Source organism: Rhizobium sp. WYCCWR 11152 (genome assembly GCF_013087615.1).
GTDB lineage: Bacteria > Pseudomonadota > Alphaproteobacteria > Rhizobiales > Rhizobiaceae > Rhizobium > Rhizobium indicum.
Genome location: NZ_JABFCP010000009.1, coordinates 236,581 through 252,807 on the forward strand (window position 1 = coordinate 236,581; position 16,227 = coordinate 252,807).

Sequence of the window (16,227 nt, forward strand, 5' to 3'; positions counted from 1 at the left end):
TTGAAGTTGCCCGCATCCGGCGTCGAAAAGTGCATCAAAACGGCGCTTACCCAATCGATTTTTGTTTGCGCCGCTGATATAGACCATCGCAAACCGTCGTGAAAGGCCCCGCGGAAAAGACATGGGGCCTCCAAGAAGCGCTTATACAAGGGATGGAATATGGTGCTCGGCAAGGTCTCGCGTCTCATCGTCTCCGCATCTTTTCTTGCCCTGCTCGCTGGTTGCAACTCGCTCGGCATAGGTGGCGACAGCAAGCCGGCGGCGCCGGCGACCCAGCCGAACGGAACCGCCCAGATCATGCCGCTGGCGCCGGCCAACCCGTCCTCGAACAATCCTTCGATCGGCACCGCCACGACGGCGCAGGGCACGGTCGCTCCCGTCGTACAGGGCGCCTGCCCGCAGATCTTCATGCGTGACCAGGATGCGATCTTCCGCACCTATGCCAAGGGCAAGAAGGACGATCCGCAGCAGATCGTCTTCCAGGCTTCCTTCGGCGATTACACCCGCCAGTGCACGCTGAACGACACGAACCTGACGATGACGGTGGTTGCCCAACTGCGCCTGATCACCGGCCCGGCCGGCACGCCAGGCCCTGTGACGCTGCCGATCCGCATCTCCGTCGTCGACGGCGAGACCGTGCTCTATTCCGAGGTCACCAAATTCCCGACCGAAATCCCGCCGGGCGCGCCGGGCACACAGGTCATCTTCCGCAAGGACGGCATAACGATGCCGGTCGGCTCGGGCGCTCTGGTGCGCGTCAATATCGGCTTCGACACCCAGCCGGCGAAGACGAAGAAGAGCAGCTGACGCGGATACTGGCCCGAAGCTCATTTGGCGTCAGTTGATTGAGGCGGCGGAAGGCGGTCAAACTTGTTGTTGGGATGATGCCGAGCGCAACGCGCGCGGCCGCTTAATGAATGATTGGCGCTTCGGCCGAACACTGAAATCGCGCTTGTGCGGCAGCGATAATAATCTGCGAATCTTTAGAGAAATCGTCAAATTCAACAGCGTATGGGTCTGTCAGGATTTGCCTCAGGCCTAAAATATTGATCAGGCTAAATCGAGCAGGTAAACGGTCCTGATCGTTCTCGGTCATCATGATTTCCAGCAGTTTGCAGCCGATCGCATTATCCGGGAATTTTTCGAGAAACACATCGGCAAGTTGTATCGCCGTCATTCGGCTATTTTGCCATCCAATATCCTCGTCGGACATGATCAGGGCGCGATACAGATCTTTGTAGGCATCGATAAGGCCCATATATCGGCATAATACTTTAAGCGCCAATTCTCCGAAGACATCACGTTCCTCGCCAAAGAGATATGGTTCGACTAATCGCGCATCAGCCGGCTCACCGCATAGCCCGACGACATATAGTGCGGCGCGGATATTTCCCTTCGCAGAAGAAAGGATTTCTCTCGCGTATTCGATCTCACCGGTAGTTACTCCTCCCGGCTTTACTCCCTGCGCGCGGTTGCGGATGTCAGCAATATCCATAAGCCTCTCCGCTATTGATTTGCGCACCGTGAGATCTGGTTGCCTTCAATCGATATGATCTGACTGACCTTGAGTGACACTTTCTGGTTTAGGAAACGCTCTCCACCTAGCCCACGATCGCGGCCTCAGAACCTGAAGCGTCTCAGAGAACGTTGTCCCATGCCGCCAGTGCGGCGACGACGCCTGGCAGGTCGTTCATGCGGGAGATTGCCGTTTCGGCGCCGGCATCCGTCAATTTGTCGGCATGGGCGGGATAGCTGTGCGAGGCGCCGGTAAAGCCGATGACGCGCATGCCGGCGGCGCGTGCCGCATGCACGCCGTGGACGGAATCTTCGACCACAACAACCTTGTCAGGCGAAACGCCCATCTGGCTTGCGCCGTGCAGGAAGATATCGGGCTTCGGCTTGACGCGGTCGGGGCCAAGATCCTTAGCGGAAAAGATGTTCGGCGCAAACAGCGGCTTCAGCCCCACCTTGGTCAGCATCATGTCGAGCCGCTTGGTGCTCGAATTCGAGCAGATGCAGCGCTTGATCGGCAGCCTGGAGACGGCGAATTCAACGCCTGGGATGGCCTGGACGTCCTGCGCCAGCCTGAGGTCGAGCATATGCTCCGACTTGTCGAGCAGGGAGGCCGAAAACGGGATGCTTGCCTCGCGCTCGATCTGCAGCAGGATGTTGCGCCACGTCATGCCGGCGAAGCGCTCGCCCATTTCCTCGGCGTCGATCGGATATCCGGCCTCTGTCAGAAGCGCGGATTCGACTTCCGCCGCGATGATTTCCGAATCGACGAGAACGCCGTCGCAGTCGAAGATGATGAGGTCGAAGCCGTCCATATGTTCACGCCTTGCTGAAAGTCTGGGTCTTGTCCGGGAATGCTGCGGCTTTACACGATGCCCGGCCAAAGCTCAACCAGATCTCAAGCATTGGCTGCGATGCGGCAAGCGACCGGCTCCGGCATCACTGCCGGATCGGTCGTGTCGGGTTGACTTGGGAATAACAATGGCGAGCAGATAGAAGCCGTCAGGCCGCCAGCTGCCCACCCCGGCGTCCAGTTGCAGATTGCGAAGCTGTCGCCCTAAGCCTGAACCGGGAAACGAGCTCGCGCAGCTTGGCAGCTTCCTCGGCAAGCTGGCCGGATGCCGCGGTGGATTGCTCCACCATCGCCGCGTTCTGCTGGGTCACCTGGTCCATGGAATTGACGGCGGTGTTGACTTCGGCAAGGCCGGTCGACTGCTCTCTGGCCGATACGGCGATTGCATCCATGTGCTGGTTGATGCGGGCGATCTGTTCGCTGATCGCCTTCAGAACCTGGCTGGTGTCGAGAACCAGTTTGACGCCGCTTTCCACTTCCACCGACGATTTCTGGATGTGGCCTTTGATTTCCTTTGCCGCCTGAGCCGATCTCTGGGCGAGTTCGCGGACTTCCTGGGCGACGACGGCAAAGCCCTTGCCCGCGTCGCCGGCGCGCGCCGCTTCGACACCGGCGTTCAGCGCCAGCAGATTGGTCTGGAAGGCGATCTCGTCGATCACGCCGATGATGCTGGAGATCTGCTGCGACGAGGCCTCGATACGGCGCATGGCTTCTTCGGCATGCGAAACGACCTCGGAAGACTTGGCAGCATTGCGGTTTGCATCGGTCGCTTCAGTGCGCGCCTCGTCGGTCCGCTTGCTCGAGTTCGAGACATTGGCGGTGATCTGATCGAGCGCTGCGGCGGTTTCTTCGAGCGAGGCCGCCTGCTGTTCGGTTCGTTTCGACAGATCGTCGGCCCCGGATGCGATTTCCCGCGTGCCTTCGTCGATGGCGGCAATGGCGGCCGCGATCGCACTGAGCGTCTGATCAAGCTGCCGGATCGACATGTTGAAATCATGCCGGAGGTTTTCAAAGTCCGGGGCGAAGGGCTCGTCGATCTGGAAGGCAAGATCGCCGGATGCAAGCCTCTTCAGGCCTGCGGCGAGGCCGGATGTCGCCGCCCGCAGCCGTTCGGCGGCATCTTCGTCAGCCTGCTTTCGGGCCGTGACCCGCTCTGTTTCACCCTGCAATCGAGCCGCCTCTGCATCTTTTTCGAGTTGCTTGTTGGCAATCGCCGCCTGGCGGAAGACTTCGACGGCCGATGCCATCGTTCCGATTTCATCGGTGCGGCCGATCCCGGTGCAGGCAATCGCCGTGTCACCGCCGGCGAGCCTTTGCATATCGCCGGAAAGCGAAAGGATCGGCTTGGTGATGGTCTTGCGGGTGAGGAAATAGAGACCAAAGGCGAAGAGCACGGCCGAAGCCAAAAGGGCTTCCAGAACAATATCGACCGACGCCTTTATATCAGAGCTGCGATTGGAAATTTCCTCGGATGCAGCACTGATCTGATCGCCGGCCTGTTCCATCGCCGCTTCCAGCGTCGAGAACTGCGTCATGAACTCCGGCAATGCCTTCAAAGCTGCCGTGGGGTCCTTACCGGCAAGTTCGACGATCTGAGTAGCACTTGCGATATAGGCAAGCAGGGGACGTTCGACGCCGGCAAGGATCGTTTTCGTCTTGTCGTCTGCGGCAAGAGCCTTGTTGGCGTCAAGCATCTCGCGGAACGACGCCTCATGCTCCGCCAGATCGGCCTTCACCGCGGCAGCGTCTATGGCTGCTGCCGGATTGGACGCCAGCAATGATGCGAGCGCATCCGAGCGCAGCGCGTCATGCATCATGTCGGCCTGCATGTGGTTGCGCAGAATTTGGGCCGACCGGGCAACCTCGGCGTTGTTTTCGGAGAGGGTCGAGGCGGACCAGATACCGACGCTCGTAGCGCCACCCGCCAAAGCGAAAATCGCGATGCTTGCAATGATGATCTTATGCTGGATCGACGCCATGACAGGGCTCTCTCGTTAATTCAGAAGGTGAGAGTAGCCGAATATGCTTAATTATTTTCTCAGCACCATGTCGCTTAGCAGCGCAAAAACAATAGGTTGCAGCTGATATTTCACTTTCGACAAAAGGTTGAGCTGTTTGTGCGTCAAGCGGATGCTCGCAGCCGCACCTTCGAGTACCGGAAGATGATTGCGCGATGGGGTGTGCGTCGTCGTCCAGGGCAGCGCCACATCCATCAAATCCGCATCGTGCCAGACTAACCGCAGCCCGGGGACTACCTTTGGCATTCTCATGCACTAGATGGCGATCGAGGAGGACGTCACCGCCGCTCTTGGGAGGAGAACAGGCGGCATGCCAAGAATGGATGAAGAGGAAGACTGCATGACGATCGAGGACATCATCGAAACCCTGGAAAAGACTGACATGCCCGACAGCCGGATCGACGCCTTCATCACCTGTGCCTTTCTGTTGAAGCAACTCCGGCCGGCCGAGCCCAACGATTTCGACGGTCCTCACGACTACATGCCGAGCAGTATCAAGTCAGAGCACGGCTTCCTGATGGCGCGGCCCTTCACACACGACGTCAATCACGCCATCGACCTGTGCCGGGAAGTCCGGCCGGATGCGGTTTGGCACCTTGCCCGCGGTCGCAAGACAGCAGACGAGTCGCTTTACGGTGCGCAGCTGCGCGAGATCCGGGAGGACGAAAGTGTCGTCGGTGAAGCCGAGAGCAATCACGCGGCGCTGGCGCTGACGCTGGCGGCGCTGCGGGCGCATGTGCGGCAGGAAGATGAAAAGAGGGCAGGTGGGTGAGGGGCTGAATGCTGCCTCGGAACCTCTTGCAAATCCGCAATAACCTACGGATCGACCGGGAAGAGCTTCAGGAACTGCCGATCGCCTTCCGGAGAGAACAGGATCGAGCGGCTTTCGGCCGTTCGCCGCACCCAGCCCTTGTCGAGGAAGCTTGAAAGCAGGGCCTTGCCGAGGCTGCCGGCGAGGTGGGCGCGTCTTTCGCTCCAGTCGAGGCAGGAGCGGCAGAGCGGGCGGCGCGAGGATCTGAGGTCGCCGACATCGATGCCGATGCATTTGAGATCGCTTTCGCCCTTTTCCGTCAGCGCCAGGCCATCGCCGACGGCGTCGATCGAGCCGGCGGCGATCAGGCTGTCGAGCATGCGCACGCCGTAATCGCCGGCAAGGTGATCATAGCAGATGCGCGCCTTGCGCAGCGCCGGCTCCTTCGGTCCCGGCTGGTGGCGGAGATGCCCGCGCCCGGCGGCAAAGCCCATCATGCTTTCGATCAACCGGGCGACGGCCTCGTCGGCCAGCGTGAAATAGCGGTGGCGCCCCTGCTTGCGCTGGGTTAGCAGCCCGCCGGCCTCGAGCTTGGCAAGATGGGTGCTCGCCGTCTGCACGGTGATGCCGCCGACGCCGGCAAGCTCGGTCGCCGTCAGCGCCCGGCCGCCGGTTAGTGCCGCCAGCATGTTGGCGCGGGCGGGATCGCCGATCAGCGCGCCGATCTGCGCAATATCAGGACCTTCCTTCATACTTCGATCGTAACCGAAGCATCGCCGTCAGGCAATGTGCGAAAACGAGTGAAGAGCCAAAGGAGAAACCGATGATCACCTGCTTTATCCGTTATGAGATCGACCCCTTCAAGAAGGAGGCGTTTGCCGAATATGCCCGCAACTGGGGCCAGGCGATTCCGCGAAACGGTGCCGACCTGATCGGCTATTATAGCCCGCATGAGGGATCGGCAACGACGGCTTACGGCGTCTACAATATCGAGAGCCTCGCCGCCTACGAAGCCTATCGCGCCAGGCTGGCTTCCGACCCGCTCGGCCGCGAGAATTACGAATTTGCCCGACGCGAAGGCTTCATCCTGAAGGAAGATCGCATCTTCCTCAAAAATGTCTCCGCCCCTCACGCCAAGCTGGTGCTGCCATGATCGCCGTCATCTTCGAAGTCGTGCCTTATATGGGCGAACGCCATAAATATCTGGATCTCGCCGGCGAGTTGCGCGGCGAACTCGAAAAGATCGACGGCTTCATTTCGATCGAGCGTTTCGAGAGCCTGACGACACGCGGCAAGCTGCTGTCGCTCTCCTTCTTCCGCGACGAGGCGGCGGTGAAGGAATGGCGCAATCTCGAGTCTCACCGGGCAGCCCAGCAGGCCGGACGCGGCGGCATCTTCGCCGATTATCGCCTGCGGATCGCCAGTGTCGTTCGCGATTACGGCATGTTCGAACGCGACGAGGCGCCTGATGACAGCCGTAGGGTTCACGACGCCGCCTGATCGCCGGCGGCGGCATTCTTGCCGCCGCTCGGCAGCCGGCCGACGTCGACAAAGTCTGCCGCTCACTCATCGGCCAGCCGAATAAATTCCCGAAATCGGCCACCGCTTCAGGCTTTGGTAACTAAGTTGCGTAACCATAACGGACAGTTAAGCGTAGAGCGTATGAGTGAGTATCAGAATGGCATCAGTTTTTCCGCTTGCCGACCTCAAGGCTTCCGTCAAGTCGGATTCCCGGCCGGGATCCCGGTCGGATTCCTGGCCGGCTTCTTGGGTTGACACGATCATCAAGGGCGATTGCGTCAGCGCCCTTGAAGCTTTGCCCAGCCACTCCGTCGATATCATCTTTGCCGATCCGCCATATAATCTCCAGCTCGGCGGAACGCTGCATCGTCCCGACCAGTCGCTGGTCGATGCGGTCGACGACGAATGGGATCAGTTCGCCTCCTTCGAGGCCTATGATGCCTTCACCCGTGCCTGGCTGCTGGCCTGCCGCCGCGTGCTGAAGCCGACAGGCTCGATCTGGGTGATCGGCTCCTACCACAATATCTTCCGCGTCGGCGCCACGCTGCAGGATCTGAATTTCTGGATCCTCAACGACATCATCTGGCGCAAGACCAACCCGATGCCGAATTTCAAGGGCCGCCGTTTCCAGAACGCCCATGAGACGATGATCTGGGCAAGCCCCAGCGCCAAGGCCAAGGGCTATACCTTCAATTACGATGCGCTGAAGGCCGCCAATGACGACGTGCAGATGCGCTCCGACTGGCTGTTCCCGATCTGCAACGGCAGCGAACGGCTGAAGGGCGAGGACGGCAAGAAGGCGCATCCGACGCAGAAGCCGGAAGCGCTGCTCGCCCGCGTCATCATGGCCTCGACCAAGCCCGGCGATATCGTGCTCGATCCCTTCTTCGGCTCGGGAACGACGGGCGCCGTCGCCAAGCGTCTCGGCCGCCACTTCGTCGGTATCGAGCGCGAACAGGATTATATCGATGCGGCCTCGGCTCGCATTGCCGCCGTCGAGCCGCTCGGCAAGGCGGAACTGACCGTCATGACCGGCAAGAAGGCCGAAGTCCGCGTCGCCTTCAACGTGCTTGTTGAAAGCGGCCTGATCAAGCCCGGCCAGGTGCTGACCGACGCCAAGCGCCGCTACAGCGCGATTGTCCGCGCCGACGGCACGGTAGCTTCCGGCGGCGAGGCCGGCTCCATTCATCGTCTCGGCGCCAAGGTGCAGGGTCTCGATGCATGCAACGGATGGACCTTCTGGCATTTCGAAGACGGGCAGTCCCTGCGCCCGATCGACGATCTCAGGTCCGTCATCCGCAGTGATCTGGCAAAGGCGTAGTGAGCAACGCCTCTGACGGATCGAAACCACCTTCTTCCGATTTCCCTCCAGTTGCGGAAGAAGACCAAGGCGCCCGGGGTCAAACCCGGGCGTCCTCTATTCAGAGCAATTCCAGCAAAAGTGTGCAGCGGTTTTGCGTCCGGAATGCGTAAAACAAGAAATCCTGATCAGAATTCCTGGTAATCGGTGACCTCGACCCTTGTGACGCGGCCTTCTGCGTTGAAGGTGATCGTCTCCTCACCTCGCGGATCAGCGGCTTGCCCGTCTTGCTGTGGGTGGCGCGCACCGACCAGACCGATCGGCCGGAGAGCGGCGTCAACGTTTCCACCAGCGAATTTTCTGCCGTCTGATCGGGATAGTCGTCGAAATAACGCCGGAAGGCAGCCATGATCTCAGCCCGGCCGGTGAGATCGCCGACGCCGTTCGAGACATAGGTCGCATCCTCGGCGAAATAGGCCTCGATCGCCGGAAAATCGAGGGCGTTGATCGCAGCGTGGAAGAGTTCGATTTGCTTTGCCGGGTCGAAAGCCATGGGTCTCAGACCTTCACCCCATAGCCGGCGAGATCGCTGCGCAATTTGTCGGCGCCTGAGAACAGCACCGCATTCCAGCCGAAGGCCTTGGCGCCTTCGACATTGACCGGCGCGTCGTCGATGAAGATCGTCGCTGCCGGATCGAGACCGAAACTTTTCGTATGCGTCTCGTAGATGGCGATATCGGGCTTGATCAGGCCGACATCGCCGGAAACGGTGACGCCGCGCGGTTTGGTCAAGAAGGGGAAGCGCGCCTGTGCCTCGCGGAAGGTGTCGGAGGCAAAGTTGGTCAGCATCGTCACGTCGCGCCCCTCGGCAATCAGCCCTTCCATGATCGCGACGCTGTCATCATAAGCGTGCGGCACCATCTCGTGCCAATATTTGCGGAAGGCGCGGATATGCTCTTCGCGGGCGGGGTGCTGTTTTATCAGCAGCGCTTCGGCCTCCGCCCAGCTGCGGCCGCGGTCCTGCTCGATGTTCCAGTCATGGGTGCAGATATTGGCGAAGAACCAGTTGCGCTCGGTCTCGTCAGGAATGAGGCGGCTGAAGGGAAGATGCGGATCGTAATGAATAAGGACTTTGCCGATATCGAAAACGATATGTCTTATGTCGGTGGTCATGGTCATCCCTTGGATGTTTTAAACGCGAGAGGAATAGCCGCTGCGATCGCTTTTTTCATGATGGTTGGTAAGGCCTGGGCTTCAAGATTTGTAACCGGCTCCCACCATCCGTCATTCGGGCCGTCATCCATGGCGACCTTGGCAGCGATGGCCGCACGCCAGATCGAAAGCCTGAGCTCGAAATGGGTGAAGACATGGATGACGGTGCCAGAGGCCTGCCATGCTGCGTCGAAGGGCGCGGCGGCAGCCGAGGTCTCGCCGTCGATGCGCGCCGTCCAGGCGGTCGTCGGCACCTCGGTCATGCCGCCGAGCAGGCCGCTGTCGATGCGCCGCCGCAATAGGATCTCGCCATCACCTGTTACCGCGATGAAGGCCGCGCCGTATCTGACCGGCTTCTCCTTCTTCGCCGCCTTGACCGGAAAGAGCTCGGGATCGGAAAGTTTGAGTGCCTCGCAGGCACCCCGGAACGGACAGAGTGAACAGGCCGGCCGCTTCGGCGTGCAGATCGTGGCGCCGAGATCCATCATCGCCTGGGCGAAATCGCCGGGCCGATCGGCAGGCGTTAACAGCGCCACCTTCTGCTTCATCGCGGGCTTGGCGGCTGGAAGCGGCGTAGCGATCGCATAGAGCCTGGAGATCACCCGCTCGACATTGCCGTCCATGACAGCCGCCTGGCGGTCAAAGGCGATGGCTGCGACGGCGGCTGCCGTATAGTCGCCGATGCCCGGCAGGGATCTGAGACCTTCTTCGGTATCGGGAAAGACGCCGCCATGCTCGTTCGCCACCGCTTCGGCGCATTTCTTCAGGTTGCGGGCCCGTGCGTAATAGCCAAGCCCCGCCCAGGCGGCCATCACCGCGTCGGTCTCGGCTGCGGCAAGATCGGTCACCTCGGGCCAGCGCTGCAGAAACCGCTCGAAATAGGGTTTGACCGCCTGCACCGTCGTCTGCTGCAGCATCACCTCGGACAGCCAGACGCGATAGGGATCGGCCTTGACGCCGCGGGCCGCCATGCCGGGCGCCACACGCCAGGGCAGGTCGCGGTGGTGGCGATCGTACCAGTCGAGCAAGGGCTTGGCTAAGGGCGTGTCGAGTGTGGTGATCGTCATGATTTGCCGCGATGGGGGGAAGTGCCTATACTTGGCGAAGCAATGCCGCGCGATCAAGTCGCCTGTGCGAATTGGCATGCGAATTGGCGGCGTCGCTGAAGGGTTTCGATGAGTTATCCACGCAAAGGTGCAAAGCAGATTTCCGAGCTGGCGAACGGGCTGATCGATCCCGTGCTTGCGAGGCGCGCCGGCATCAACACGGCTCTGCTCGGCTCGTGGAGTGAAATTGCCGGCGAGGATTTCGCCGATTGCACCCGGCCGGAAAAGATCGCCTGGGCCCGCGGCGGCAATGAGACCGGCGGCTTCCGCCCCGGTGTGCTGACAATTGCCTGCGAAGGCGCACGCGCGCTCTTCCTCACCCATGCCCAGGGCGAACTCATCCAACGCATCAACAGCTTCTTCGGCTTTGCCGCCGTCCACCAGATCCGCATCGTCCAGAAGCCGGTCTCACAAGCCATCCGCCGCTCCCGCACCCCGCCGCCACTGAAAGGCGAAGCCGCGCGCAAGCTCGAAGGCATGATGGAGGGCATCGAGAACGACAAGCTGCGGCAGGCAATCCAGCGCTTAGGGACCGCGGTGATGGGGAAGCGGGGAAATCAACGCTGATGAGCAAAACGCCCAACTTGACCGGCAACACCAAGACCGGCGGCCTGACTCAAGCCAGCGCCGAAAAGATCAGTGCGGTTGACGGCCTGGTACTTAGCTCGCGCATGCGCAAGCTCCTCGCCGAGACCACGGATCAGCCGGCCGAAGAACGTCGCCAGGCGATCCGCGCGCAGTTCGCCCGGAAAGAAGGTGCGACCGACGAAATCATGCGTCGAAAGACCCGCGAGGCGATCGATGATCCGGGTTCGGATATCGATCGCCGATATGGCCTTCGAGCGGCTCGAACGTCTGCATGCCGAGCGAATGAAGGCTGAGGGCGGTGGCGCTTAGCCCTGTCGGCCTCGGTCCAGGGAGATTGCCGAGGCTTGCCCCTCATCCGCCTGCCGGCACCTTCTCCCCGTAAACGGGGCGAAGGGACATGCTGCGACCTCTCCGTTCCTCACCAACCTCTCGCAGGGCACGTCCCCTCGCCCCGTTTACGGGGAGAGGGCTAGGGTGAGGGGCAGCCATCGGCACGAACCGGACGGCAGTGGTTTCGAACTGCGAACCGCCGTTGTTCGGATGAAGGGACGGAGCGGTAGGAATTCTCGCAATTTTTGGTCTAGTCGTCTTCCCGCGGTCACAATTCTTTGAAGGAAGTTGGCGAACCGTGCCTTGTGAGTGGCCGCCAGCCGTTATATCGCACAGTCACGCCGTCAATCTCATTAGTTATGGGGAATCCATGCAGATGTCCGAAATGCAACTGACGAAACGCCGCCTGCTCAGCGGTATCGCCATCGCCGCCGCTGCCGTAGCGCTTGTCGCCTGCAACGACAGCAAGGACGCTGCCGATGCTTCGTCCTCCGGCAAGACCATGGCTGATGGCACCAATGTCGATACCATGCAGACGGCCGCCACATCGGCGACCGAAATGCCGGAGTCCGACGGCGATGTCGACATGGCTGAGGTGCTGAAGCCCGGCGTGCTGCCGGAAATGGCGCTCGGCAAGGCCGACGCTCCGGTCAAGATCGTCGAATATATGTCGATGACCTGCCCGCATTGCGCCCATTTCCACAACACCGTCTTCGACACGATCAAGCAGAAATATGTCGACAGCGGCAAGGTGCAGTTCATCATCCGCGAATTCCCCTTCGACCCGCGCGCCGCCGCAGCCTTCATGCTCGCCCGCTGCAATTCTTCCAATCCGGAGCAGTTGAGCACGCCAGAACAGTATTTCCCGATGGTTTCCATGCTCTTCAAGCAGCAGCAGGTCTGGGCCGCCGCCGATGATGGCCGCGCCGCACTGCTGCAGATGTCGAAGCTTGCCGGATTTACTGAGGATAGCTTCACGAAATGCTTGACGAACCAGAAGCTTCTGGATGAAGTGAATGCCACGCGGGAAAGAGGTTCCAAGGATTTCGGCGTCAACGCCACCCCGACTTTCCTGATCAATGGCAAGCGCTACTCTGGAGACATGCCGGTTGACACTTTGTCGAAGCTCATCGACAGCCTGCTCTGAACCGGATCGTTTCGATAGAACGGGCGACGGCGAAAGCCGTGCGCCCGTTTTTTTGTGGCTGCGTGACAAGTCCGTCCCGCGCTGCGGAGCTTCTGCATGAAGTTCAACAAGCTGCGCCTGGTCGGCTTCAAATCCTTCGTCGAGCCGACGGAATTCATCATCGAACGCGGGCTGACCGGCGTCGTCGGCCCGAACGGCTGCGGCAAGTCGAACCTCGTCGAGGCGCTGCGCTGGGTGATGGGCGAGAATTCCTACAAGAACATGCGCGCCTCCGGCATGGACGACGTGATCTTTTCGGGTTCCGGCAACCGCCCGGCGCGCAACACTGCCGAAGTGGCGCTCTATCTCGACAATGGCGAGCGCACCGCGCCTGCCGCCTTCAACGACAGCGACGAGATCCAGGTCACCCGCCGCATCGAGCGTGAGCAGGGCTCGCTCTATCGCATCAATGGCAAGGAAAGCCGCGCCAAGGACGTACAGCTGCTGTTTGCCGACGCCTCCACCGGCGCGCGTTCGCCCTCGATGGTCGGGCAGGGCCGTATCGGCGAGCTGATCCAGGCCAAGCCGCAGGCCCGCCGCCAGCTGCTCGAAGAGGCGGCCGGCATTTCAGGCCTGCATTCCCGCCGCCACGAGGCCGAGCTGCGGCTGCGCGCCGCCGAAGGCAATCTCGAGCGCCTCGATGACGTGACCTCGCAGCTCGAAAGCCAGATCGAGAGCCTGAAGCGCCAGGCCCGCCAGGCAAACCGCTTCAAGACCCTGTCTGCCGATATCCGCGCCCGCGAAGCGATGCTGCTGCATATCCGCTGGGTGCAGGCCAAGGAAGCAGAGGCCGAGGCCGACAGTGCGCTGAACCAGGCGACCTCCGTCGTCGCCGAAAAGGCGCAGATGCAGATGGAGGCGGCGAAGAACCAGGGCATCGCCAGCCTGAAGCTGCCGGAGCTGCGCGAGGGCGAGGCGCGTGCCGCCGCCGCCCTGCAGCGCCTGCAGATCGCCAGAAGCCAGCTGGAGGAAGATGCCGGCCGCATCCTGCGCCGCCGCGACGAGCTGACCCGTCGCCTCGCCCAGCTTGCCGAGGATATAAGCCGCGAGCAGCGGCTGGTGGCCGACAATGCCGTCATCCTGGCAAGGCTCGATGCCGAAGAGGCGGAGATTTCAGAAATTCTCGCCGATTCCGGCCGTTATGCCGAGGAGACCCGCGAGGCCTTCGAGGGCGCGGCGGCAAAACTGGCCGACAGCGAACGCATCTTCACCCAGCTGACGGCCGAGCGCGCCGAAGCCGCTGCCGGCCGCAACCAGCTGGAACGCGCCATCCGCGATCTCACGGACCGGCGGATGCGCCTCGAACGCCAGATGGACGAGGCAAACCAGGAATTGTCAGCCGTCGGCGAAAAGATCGCCGGCCTGCCGGATCCCGACGAAAAACGCGCCATCGTCGAGGCCGGCGAGATCGCCGTCGCCGACGCGGAAGCGGCGGTTCAGGTGGTCGACCAGGCGCTGGCTAGCGCCCGCCAGACCGAAGCGCTGTCGCGCGCGCCGGTCGATCAGGCCCGTTCGAGCCTGAATGCGCTGGAGACCGAGGCCCGCACCATTTCCCGCATGCTCGCCGCCGGTGCTGCGGCCGGCAAATTTCCGCCGGTTGCCGACGAGCTGAAGGTCGATCGCGGCTTCGAAACCGCACTCGGTGCCGCCCTCGGCGACGATCTGGAATCGCCGCTCGATGCCGAGGCGCCGGCCCATTGGTCGGACAATGGCGATGGCGCCGGCGATCCCGCCCTTCCATCCGGTGTTGCGCCGCTGCTGACACATGTGCGCGCGCCGGCAGCACTCACCCGCCGCCTGCGCCAGATCGGCCTGGTGGCGGAAGGCGATGCGGAGCGGCTGATGGCGGCGCTGAAGCCCGGCCAGCGGCTGGTGACCAAAGAGGGTGCGGTCTATCGCTGGGACGGCCATGTCACCGGTGCCGACGCCCCGAGTGCAGCGGCCTTGCGCCTTGCCCAGAAGAACCGGCTGGCCGAACTCGAAAGCGAAGCCACACTTGCCCGCGACGTGCTTGCCGAAGCCGACGCGCGGCAGGCTGCCGCTGCCGAAGCGATCCGCGCCGAGGAGCGCCGGCTTGCCGAGGCGCGCGACATGAGCCGCCTGTCGGCGCGTCATTTGGCCGAAGCGCGCGATGCGCTTGTTGCCGCCGAGCGTGCCTCCGGCGATCTCATCCGCCGCCGCGATGTCGTCAGCGAGGCTGCCAGCCAGCTGCGCGCGCAGCTGGAGGAAATCGCCGTCCAGGAAGAAAACGCCCGCATCGAGCTGGAAGACGCGCCCGACCTGACTGCGATCGACGAGCGGCTGCGGTTCCAGCAGGCAGAAGTTGCGACCGATCGCGGCGCGCTGGCCGAAAGCCGCGCCCGCCATGAAAGCCTGGCGAGGGAAAACGAAGCCCGCCAGCGCCGCATCATGGCGATCGGCCAGGAGCGCGAGACCTGGCGCCAGCGGGCGGCAAGCGCCGAGGATCACGTTGCGACGCTGCGCGAGCGTGAGGAAGAGGCGCGGGACGAGGCAGCCGAGCTCGAACTGGCGCCGGATGAATTCGACGACAAGCGCCGCGCCCTGCTCAGCGAATTGCAAAAGGCCGAGGAGGCGCGCCGCCAAGCCAGCGATCTGCTGGCCGAGGCCGAACGCATCCAGCGCGAAGCCGACCAGAAGGCGACGACGGCACTGTCGGAACTTGCCGAATGCCGTGAACGCCGCGGCCGCGCCGAGGAGCGTCTCGTCTCCGCCCGCGAGAAGCGGCAGGAAAGCGAAGGCCGCATCCGCGAGGTCCTGAACGTCGCGCCGCACGAGGCGCTGCAGCTGACCGGCCGCCCGACCATGCAGGCGCTTCCCGATCCGCGCGAAGTCGAGCGCGAGCTGGAACGCCTGAGGATCGAGCGCGAGCGGCTGGGCGCCGTCAACCTGCGCGCCGACGAGGAACAGAAGGAACTGAGCGAGAAGCTCGAAGCGCTGATCAAGGAACGCGACGACGTCATCGATGCGATCCGCAAGCTGCGCGGCGCCATCCAGAGCCTCAATCGCGAGGGCCGTGAACGGCTGATCGCCGCCTTCGACATCGTCAACGCCCAGTTCCAGCGGCTGTTCACCCATCTTTTCGGCGGCGGCACCGCCGAACTGCAGCTGATCGAATCCGACGATCCGCTCGAAGCCGGCCTCGAAATCCTCGCCCGTCCGCCCGGCAAGAAGCCGCAGACCATGACGCTGCTATCGGGCGGCGAGCAGGCGCTGACGGCGATGGCGCTGATCTTCGCCGTCTTCCTCACCAATCCGGCGCCGATCTGCGTGCTCGACGAAGTGGACGCGCCGCTCGACGACCACAATGTCGAGCGCTACTGCAACCTGATGGATGAAATGGCGGCCTCCACCGAAACCCGCTTCGTTATCATCACCCACAATCCGATCACCATGGCCCGCATGAACCGCCTCTTCGGCGTCACCATGGCCGAGCAGGGCGTCTCCCAGCTCGTCTCCGTCGACCTGCAAATGGCCGAGCGCCTGCGCGAGATTGCCTGAGGTTTTCGACGAACGCGTTTTCTGCGTCGGGGAGATTGGCGAGAGCAGCCCCTCATCCGGCTGCCGCCACCTTCTCCCCGTAAACGGGGCGAAGGGGATATGCCGCAGCCTCTCCGTTCCCCGCCGATGTCTCGCATGGCACGTCCCCTCTCCCCGTCAGAACGGGGAGAGGGTTAGGGTGAGGGGCAGTCGTTAACGCCAACCGGACTGCAGTGGGCTTGACCCGAGCATCCATGGAGCCGCCGAGCGCAGACGCAATTTCAGCAAAGGTGCGGCGCGGTTTTGCGTCCAGAAATTGCGTAAAATCAAGGGCCGAGCAATAAACACCAAA

General features: G+C 62.3%; 15 protein-coding genes and 2 pseudogenes. 9 read left to right on the forward strand and 8 right to left on the reverse strand.

Annotated features, from left to right (window positions below; all coding sequences use genetic code 11):
• Positions 1 to 159 precede the first annotated feature (159 nt).
• Positions 160 to 807 carry a hypothetical protein gene (locus G9X67_RS16240; RefSeq protein ID WP_138328780.1) on the forward strand — a complete coding sequence of 216 codons (648 nt, stop codon included), beginning with the start codon at positions 160 to 162 and terminating at the stop codon, positions 805 to 807.
• Between the two features lie 103 nt (positions 808 to 910).
• Here the strand turns inward: G9X67_RS16240 and G9X67_RS16245 are convergent, their stop codons facing one another.
• The 4 genes from G9X67_RS16245 to G9X67_RS16260 all read right to left on the reverse strand — a co-directional run bounded on the left by G9X67_RS16245 (position 911) and on the right by G9X67_RS16260 (position 4,578).
• On the reverse strand, positions 911 to 1,495 hold the full coding sequence (locus G9X67_RS16245; RefSeq protein ID WP_171599176.1) for a hypothetical protein: 585 nt from the start codon (positions 1,493 to 1,495) through the stop codon (positions 911 to 913).
• A gap of 142 nt (positions 1,496 to 1,637) precedes the next feature.
• Positions 1,638 to 2,327 (reverse strand): HAD family hydrolase, encoded by a 690-nt coding sequence (locus G9X67_RS16250; protein WP_017990554.1) that lies wholly within the window; start codon positions 2,325 to 2,327, stop codon positions 1,638 to 1,640.
• A 187-nt stretch (positions 2,328 to 2,514) separates the two neighbouring features.
• Positions 2,515 to 4,344, reverse strand: a complete 1,830-nt coding sequence (locus G9X67_RS16255; protein ID WP_171599177.1) for a methyl-accepting chemotaxis protein — start codon at positions 4,342 to 4,344, stop codon at positions 2,515 to 2,517.
• Positions 4,345 to 4,395: 51 nt separating this feature from the next.
• Positions 4,396 to 4,578 carry a hypothetical protein gene (locus tag G9X67_RS16260; RefSeq protein ID WP_171599060.1) on the reverse strand — a complete coding sequence of 61 codons (183 nt, stop codon included), beginning with the start codon at positions 4,576 to 4,578 and terminating at the stop codon, positions 4,396 to 4,398.
• A 145-nt stretch (positions 4,579 to 4,723) separates the two neighbouring features.
• Between G9X67_RS16260 and G9X67_RS16265 the strand changes: the two genes are divergently transcribed.
• Positions 4,724 to 5,155: a hypothetical protein gene (locus G9X67_RS16265; protein WP_246705420.1), complete on the forward strand. Its 432-nt coding sequence runs from the start codon at positions 4,724 to 4,726 to the stop codon at positions 5,153 to 5,155.
• Between the two features lie 44 nt (positions 5,156 to 5,199).
• On the opposite strand, the gene G9X67_RS16270 is transcribed toward G9X67_RS16265, so the two are convergent.
• The gene (locus G9X67_RS16270) at positions 5,200 to 5,886 is read right to left on the reverse strand and encodes a metalloregulator ArsR/SmtB family transcription factor (protein WP_171599178.1); all 687 of its coding nucleotides are present in this window, start codon (positions 5,884 to 5,886) and stop codon (positions 5,200 to 5,202) included.
• Between the two features lie 71 nt (positions 5,887 to 5,957).
• On the opposite strand from G9X67_RS16270, the gene G9X67_RS16275 reads away from it, so the two are divergent.
• The 3 genes from G9X67_RS16275 (at position 5,958) to G9X67_RS16285 (ending at position 7,976) form a co-directional block, all read left to right on the forward strand.
• The gene (locus tag G9X67_RS16275; protein ID WP_171599179.1) at positions 5,958 to 6,287 is read left to right on the forward strand and encodes an NIPSNAP family protein; all 330 of its coding nucleotides are present in this window, start codon (positions 5,958 to 5,960) and stop codon (positions 6,285 to 6,287) included.
• Positions 6,284 to 6,634, forward strand: coding sequence for an antibiotic biosynthesis monooxygenase (locus G9X67_RS16280; protein WP_138328773.1), 351 nt, complete (start codon positions 6,284 to 6,286; stop codon positions 6,632 to 6,634). The genes G9X67_RS16275 and G9X67_RS16280 overlap by 4 nt, the downstream gene beginning before the upstream one ends.
• Before the next feature lie 178 nt (positions 6,635 to 6,812).
• Entirely contained in the window at positions 6,813 to 7,976 is a 1,164-nt protein-coding gene (locus G9X67_RS16285) for a site-specific DNA-methyltransferase (protein ID WP_138387933.1), read from the forward strand.
• A 167-nt stretch (positions 7,977 to 8,143) separates the two neighbouring features.
• Here G9X67_RS16285 and G9X67_RS16290 read toward each other — a convergent pair.
• The 3 genes and pseudogenes from G9X67_RS16290 to mutY all read right to left on the reverse strand — a co-directional run bounded on the left by G9X67_RS16290 (position 8,144) and on the right by mutY (position 10,234).
• Positions 8,144 to 8,508: pseudogene (locus G9X67_RS16290) on the reverse strand (nuclear transport factor 2 family protein).
• Positions 8,509 to 8,513: 5 nt separating this feature from the next.
• The gene (locus G9X67_RS16295; RefSeq protein ID WP_171599180.1) at positions 8,514 to 9,128 is read right to left on the reverse strand and encodes an HAD family phosphatase; all 615 of its coding nucleotides are present in this window, start codon (positions 9,126 to 9,128) and stop codon (positions 8,514 to 8,516) included.
• Positions 9,129 to 9,130: 2 nt separating this feature from the next.
• Positions 9,131 to 10,234 (reverse strand): A/G-specific adenine glycosylase, encoded by a 1,104-nt coding sequence (mutY, locus tag G9X67_RS16300; RefSeq protein WP_171599181.1) that lies wholly within the window; start codon positions 10,232 to 10,234, stop codon positions 9,131 to 9,133.
• 108 nt (positions 10,235 to 10,342) lie between these two features.
• On the opposite strand from mutY, the gene G9X67_RS16305 reads away from it, so the two are divergent.
• The 4 genes and pseudogenes from G9X67_RS16305 to G9X67_RS16320 all read left to right on the forward strand — a co-directional run bounded on the left by G9X67_RS16305 (position 10,343) and on the right by G9X67_RS16320 (position 15,896).
• A complete protein-coding gene (locus G9X67_RS16305; protein ID WP_018069144.1) occupies positions 10,343 to 10,840 on the forward strand; it encodes a DUF721 domain-containing protein in 498 nt (165 codons plus the stop codon).
• Positions 10,840 to 11,025, forward strand: a pseudogene (locus G9X67_RS35435) (hypothetical protein); the annotation flags it as partial. The gene G9X67_RS16305 and the pseudogene G9X67_RS35435, both read left to right, overlap by 1 nt.
• Before the next feature lie 536 nt (positions 11,026 to 11,561).
• Positions 11,562 to 12,338: a DsbA family protein gene (locus G9X67_RS16315; RefSeq protein WP_020665237.1), complete on the forward strand. Its 777-nt coding sequence runs from the start codon at positions 11,562 to 11,564 to the stop codon at positions 12,336 to 12,338.
• Between the two features lie 96 nt (positions 12,339 to 12,434).
• Positions 12,435 to 15,896, forward strand: coding sequence for a chromosome segregation SMC family protein (locus tag G9X67_RS16320; protein WP_171599182.1), 3,462 nt, complete (start codon positions 12,435 to 12,437; stop codon positions 15,894 to 15,896).
• Positions 15,897 to 16,227 lie beyond the last annotated feature (331 nt).